Raw genomic sequence first — 3,339 nt, 5'->3', positions numbered from 1 at the left:
ATGTTCTCGTTGGCGCCGAAAGCCGCTGTGCTGGCGACCATCCGGTTGATCCGATGCTGCAGGTCGTCCTCATCGGCGGCGCCGAAGAACGCCTTCAGGTCGCTGATCGCCTCGGCCGGGAACAACTCTTCGACGATGCCGGCGACTGCCGGCGCATCTGGGGTGAGGGCGCGCACCACCCAGTTCTGCGTGTAGCCGAATGTCGCCTGGGTCTCGATCGCCACCGGGGTGTGGTCGCGCTGCCAGCGGGTCAGCCAGGTCTGCTGGTCCATGTCGGCGGGCCGGCGCAGCAGCGCAACGTTAGCCAAACCAGCTGTGCGAGCGCCAATTCCGAGCGGTGCTGGCAAGGGGACCGATTCGGTGACCAGGTAGGCGGCAAGCTGATCGCACTCCATCTGCAGCAGGGTCAGCGCGGCGGTAACCTGCTCGCCGTAACACTGCTGAGTCCACATACTCACCACCGCGGCGACGGGCGGGTCGAGTGTCGTCAACGTCATCAGCGAATCGCGGACCGCGCTGTCGCGCACGTTGACAGTCAGCCCCGCAACACCGAGGCGAAGGATGGCCTCCGCGATGGGGCCTCGTTGCCGGGTGCACCAGTCGTCGTCGCGGTCGGCCGCCCGCAACACAGCGATGACCTTCTCCATGGGCAGACCTAACGCTGCACCGGCGAGTCCGGTTGGTCCCGCAGCCACCTGGGCAAGATGAATACACCCTCGGCTTCGACGGTGACTCCTTCGTCGTCGGCGAGATGACCCACCGCGAACGTCTTGGCCCCCTCGACCCGCGAAGTCCTGGCCTCGGCGCGCAGGCGGCCCAGCCGGGTGGCCCGCACATAGCGCAGGCTGATCGTGCCGGTAAAACGCGGATTGACACCGTCACTGGCGGCTTCACCCAGCAGGTGGTCGAGAACGAGGGCGGCGACTCCCCCGTGCACATGTCCCGGGGGGCCCTCGTAGGCCGCGCCGAGGTGAAAATCGCACCACACCTTTCCCGATGGGTCGCGGTTGACCACCAACGGCGGGGCCAGCGGGTTGCGGATACCGATGACGGCGTTACCCCAGGCCATCCGCTCGCCGCTGGCCAGGTAGCGCACACCGAACGTGCCGTCGAGCTGCTTGCAGCGCAATCGCGTTGTGGCCGAGTCGATCTCGGCTCTGGCGGCGGCGACGGCGTCGGAGTCGACCTGGGTCCGCACTGTGGCGTCAACCAGCTCGCGGACCGAACGGGCCAGCGGTTCGTAGATCGCGCGCAGCCGCTCGACGTCCTCGGCGCTGATGTCCTCTTGGGTGAAGTCCAGCATGATGCAAACTAGAACACGTTCCTGCCAGGCGTCGACGGGCGGGTGCCGCCTAACCGACCAGACGTACGTCCTGGTCCCTGCTGACCAACTCGCCGATGATGGCGGCCAGCCGCCGGTAGGCCGCATCGCGGCCACTCGAGGATCTGAAGACCAGACCAATCCGCCGTCCCGGCCGGGGTGTCGCGAACTGCGCGAGGCCGAGCCGGCTGCGCGCCGCCTCGACGGCCACCGCGCTCTGCGGGATCAACGTCACACCCAACCCTCCCGTGACGCACTGCACCGCCGTCGCCAGCGACGCCGCCCGGGTATTGGCCAGCTCGGCCTGGATGCCGGCCTTATGGCACACGTCCAGCGCCTGATCGCGCAAGCAGTGGCCCTCGTCGAGCAACAGCAACGGCAGCTGCGCCAGCGCCGCCGGCGGTACTCGTCGCTTGCCCGACAGCGGATGTCCCGGCGGTAGTGCGAGCACGAAATCTTCGTCGTAAATCGGGATCTCGGTTATCCCGCTGGTCTCGGCAGGCATAGCGATCAGCGCGGCGTCCAACGCGCCTTCGTGCAACGCCGCCAGCAGTCGCTCGGTTTGATCCTCGACCACCCGTAACGTCAGCGCGGGCAACCGTTCGGCCAGCCCGCCCAGCACCGTCGGCAGCACGTACGGGGCTACCGTGGGGATCAGTCCCAGCCGCATGCTGCCCTCCAGCGGGTCGGATGCCCCGGCCGCGGCCGCCGTGAACGCGTCGACAGCATCGATCACCGCTTGGGCATGTGGCAGTAACTGGCGGCCCTCCGGTGTCAAGAAGACGCGCCGCGTCGACCGCTCGATCAGCTGGACGCCGAGGCCGGTTTCCAGCGCCGCCAGCGCCTGCGACAACGTCGACTGGCTAACGCTGAGAGTGGTTGCGGCACCGCCAAAGTGCTGCTTTTCGGCCACCGCCGCGAAGGCACGCAGGCCGGCGATCGTCGGTTGATAACTCCTATCGGTCATACCTATAAGTATAGTGGGATATATCACCTTTAATTCTTAGTGCGGTTTCGGCAGGATGGTGGTGAGCAAATCCGATCTTGAACTTGAGGAGCGACATGGCCCTGTTGAGCATTGGCGACCAGTTGCCCGCCTACCAGCTCACCGCACTGGTCGGTGGTGATCTGTCGAAGGTTGACGCCAAGCAGCCCGGCGACTACTTCACCACCATCTCCGGCGACGACTACCCCGGCAAGTGGCGAGTGATCTTCTTCTGGCCGAAGGACTTTACGTTCGTGTGCCCGACCGAGATCGCTGCCTTCGGCAAGCTGAACGACGAGTTCGAGGACCGCGACGCCAAGGTCTTGGGCGTCTCGGTGGACAGCGAGTTCGTGCACTTCAACTGGCGCGTCCAGCACGAGGACCTCAAGAAGCTGCCGTTCCCGATGCTGTCGGACATCAAGCGCGAGCTGGTCACGGCCACCGGCGCGCTCAACGACGACGGTGTGGCCGATCGGGTCACCTTTATCGTCGACCCCAACAACGAAATCCAGTTCGTCTCGGTGACCGCCGGCTCGGTGGGCCGCAACGTCGACGAGGTGCTGCGTGTGCTCGACGCCCTGCAGTCCGACGAGCTGTGCGCCTGCAACTGGCGCAAGGGCGACCCGACCATCGACGCCGGCGATGAGCTCAGGAAGTCGGCGTAAAGGAAGGCAGCATGAGTATCGAGAACCTGAAGTCCGCGCTGCCCGAGTACGCCAAGGACCTCAAGCTCAACCTCGGCTCGATCACCCGCACCACAACGCTGGGCGAAGAGCAGCTGTGGGGCACGCTGCTGGCCAGCGCGGCCGCGACGCGAAACACCCAGGTGCTAGCTCAGATTGGCGCGGAGGCAGCCGACCACCTGTCCGCCGAGGCCTACCAGTCGGCGCTGGGTGCTGCGGCCATCATGGGGATGAACAACGTGTTCTACCGCGCCCGCGGCTTCCTCGAGGGCCAGTATGACGACCTGCGTGCCGGACTGCGGATGAACATCATCGCCAATCCCGGTGTGGAGAAGGCCAATTTCGAGCTG

5 protein-coding genes are annotated in these 3,339 nt (G+C 66.1%); 2 read left to right on the top strand and 3 right to left on the bottom strand.

Annotated features, from left to right (window positions below; genetic code table 11):
* The 3 genes from VFA16_RS05645 to VFA16_RS05635 all read right to left on the bottom strand — a co-directional run.
* Positions 1 to 647 (bottom strand): hypothetical protein (locus VFA16_RS05645; RefSeq protein WP_324966872.1); only part of this gene is annotated, 647 nt, incomplete at its 3' end.
* Positions 648 to 655: 8 nt separating this feature from the next.
* Complete coding sequence (locus VFA16_RS05640) at positions 656 to 1,303, bottom strand: PaaI family thioesterase (protein ID WP_324966871.1); 648 nt, start codon at positions 1,301 to 1,303, stop codon at positions 656 to 658.
* Between the two features lie 49 nt (positions 1,304 to 1,352).
* Positions 1,353 to 2,288: a hydrogen peroxide-inducible genes activator gene (locus tag VFA16_RS05635; RefSeq protein WP_324966870.1), complete on the bottom strand. Its 936-nt coding sequence runs from the start codon at positions 2,286 to 2,288 to the stop codon at positions 1,353 to 1,355.
* Between the two features lie 95 nt (positions 2,289 to 2,383).
* On the opposite strand from VFA16_RS05635, the gene VFA16_RS05630 reads away from it, so the two are divergent.
* Positions 2,384 to 2,971 carry a peroxiredoxin gene (locus tag VFA16_RS05630; RefSeq protein WP_324966869.1) on the top strand — a complete coding sequence of 196 codons (588 nt, stop codon included), beginning with the start codon at positions 2,384 to 2,386 and terminating at the stop codon, positions 2,969 to 2,971.
* 11 nt (positions 2,972 to 2,982) lie between these two features.
* The coding region (locus VFA16_RS05625) for an alkyl hydroperoxide reductase (RefSeq protein ID WP_324966868.1) at positions 2,983 to 3,339 on the top strand (357 nt) is incomplete at its 3' end.

The organism is Mycobacterium sp., from assembly GCF_035653355.1.
Lineage (GTDB): Bacteria > Actinomycetota > Actinomycetes > Mycobacteriales > Mycobacteriaceae > Mycobacterium.
This window is presented reverse-complemented; position numbering and strand designations above follow the sequence as displayed.

Bases quoted from the DNA above. Each gene is read 5' to 3' on its own strand.
- VFA16_RS05640 (WP_324966871.1), bottom strand. From the start codon at position 1,303: ATGCTGGACTTCACCCAAGAGGACATCAGCGCCGAGGACGTCGAGCGG.
- VFA16_RS05635 (WP_324966870.1), bottom strand. From the start codon at position 2,288: ATGACCGATAGGAGTTATCAACCGACGATCGCCGGCCTGCGTGCCTTC.
- VFA16_RS05630 (WP_324966869.1), top strand. From the start codon at position 2,384: ATGGCCCTGTTGAGCATTGGCGACCAGTTGCCCGCCTACCAGCTCACC.